This window comes from Aestuariivita sp. (assembly GCF_049276915.1).
Lineage (GTDB): Bacteria > Pseudomonadota > Alphaproteobacteria > Rhodobacterales > Rhodobacteraceae > Aestuariivita.
Genome location: NZ_JBASXK010000037.1, coordinates 1 through 1,501, shown reverse-complemented (window position 1 = coordinate 1,501; position 1,501 = coordinate 1). Strand labels below are relative to the sequence as shown.

At 62.6% G+C, this 1,501-nt stretch carries 1 protein-coding gene and 1 pseudogene; both read right to left on the bottom strand.

What is annotated here, in order from left to right; genetic code table 11:
• Positions 1-149 precede the first annotated feature (149 nt).
• Positions 150-785: pseudogene (locus WAO69_RS03675) on the bottom strand (phage terminase large subunit family protein); the annotation flags it as partial.
• Between the two features lie 58 nt (positions 786-843).
• The gene (locus WAO69_RS03670; RefSeq protein WP_420587703.1) at positions 844-1,440 is read right to left on the bottom strand and encodes a terminase small subunit, Nu1; all 597 of its coding nucleotides are present in this window, start codon (positions 1,438-1,440) and stop codon (positions 844-846) included.
• Positions 1,441-1,501 lie beyond the last annotated feature (61 nt).

Below are 1,501 nucleotides of genomic sequence, written 5' to 3'. Positions count from 1 at the left end.
GTCTTCACCATCGCCGCCAACCGGACCCAGGGCGAATAGATCTCGTTCAGATGGAACCCGGCAGTGCCTGCAAAAGGCTGCTCTGCCACCCAGTGCCCTTTGGAGACCGCGGCCCAGCGGACCTCATCGCGCCAGACCGCATCGCACTCCACGCAATGATACCTTGCCGTGTCCGGCTTGTGGCTGCCGTCCTCACCTTTGTCCCATTTGACCTGTGTCCAGGTCAGGATTTGTTCTTGTCCGCACTCCGGGCATGGCACCCAGAACTGGCGCTGGTCACTTTCCTCGAACGCCGCTTCGATCCGGCTGGCGCCCTTATTCGTTGGCGTCGACACCAGCACAATCTTGCGGTTCCAGAACGTCACCGTCCGCTTGCGCGCCAAATTCACCGGGTCGCCCTCAGCGCCCGCGCTGAACGGATAGCGATCCACCTCGTCGCACAGCAGTAGCCGGATCGGCCGGCTGGCCAGACCCGACGGTGCGTTGGCGCCCACGATTGTCAGGTGTCCACCCGGAAACCGCTTGTGCAAAATCTTGTTGTTGCCGTCCCGCGACTTCGGGTTGGCGATCTTGTCCTGCAGGCAGGGTGTATCCCGCGCCATCGGTGAGAACCGGTCTTTCGACCACGTCTCGGCATCCCGCTCGGTCGGCATCACCACCATGATCGGTGCCGGGTCCTGATCGATATGGTAGCCGACGGTACATAACTGCAACTCGGTTTTTCCGCACTGTGAACTGGACATGATCACGACCGTTTCAGTCGCCGCATCCGAGATCGCGTCCATGATGCCGCGCTGGTATTCCGCGCGGCTGGTGCGCCATTGGCCGGGCTCGGCGCTGGCCTCAGAGCTCAGCCGCCGGTTCTGATCCGCCCAGTCGCTGATCGTCAGATCGGGCGGCGGCTTCAGAACCGCCAGCGCCGTCTGCACCGTCCGCTTCAGGATCGGCGAGCCCGTCAATCTCAGGGTCGGTTTCGAGGTCAATATCTGGCTCTGCGAGATCATCGAGCACCTCGCGGATGGCGGAGCGGATCAGGGTCCGGGTGTCTCCAATGGTGGATTGGTCAAAGACCTGCGGGGCCAACCGGTCCGGTAGCCCCAACAGGCGGGTGCGCAGCAGCGCCAGCACGGCAATCCATGCCGCTTCGATCTCATCGGCAGCAATCAGGGATCGGCGCTTTTCTTCAGCTTCCATTTCCGCGAGGTCGGCCCGGGCCCGGATGAACCGCGCCCGTTCGGCCGCATAATCCGGCGCCCCGGCCTGGGCCTTGAGCGCCTGGTCCCGCAGATAGCGGACATAGCCGCGCACAGAACCAATCAGGTCATACTGCCCCCGGTTGGCTTTGGGGATCACCCCCTCCCGACTCAGCTGTTGCACCCGCCGTTCCGACAGGTCGAGCAGCTTGGCAATCACGCCGATGGGTTGGCTTGCAGAGGACATACAGAGCTTCCAGCCCCGCGATTAAAGCCATGATATTGCTGCGATTATAGTGGATAAATAC

Bases quoted from the DNA above. Each gene is read 5' to 3' on its own strand.
- WAO69_RS03670 (WP_420587703.1), bottom strand. From the start codon at position 1,440: ATGTCCTCTGCAAGCCAACCCATCGGCGTGATTGCCAAGCTGCTCGAC.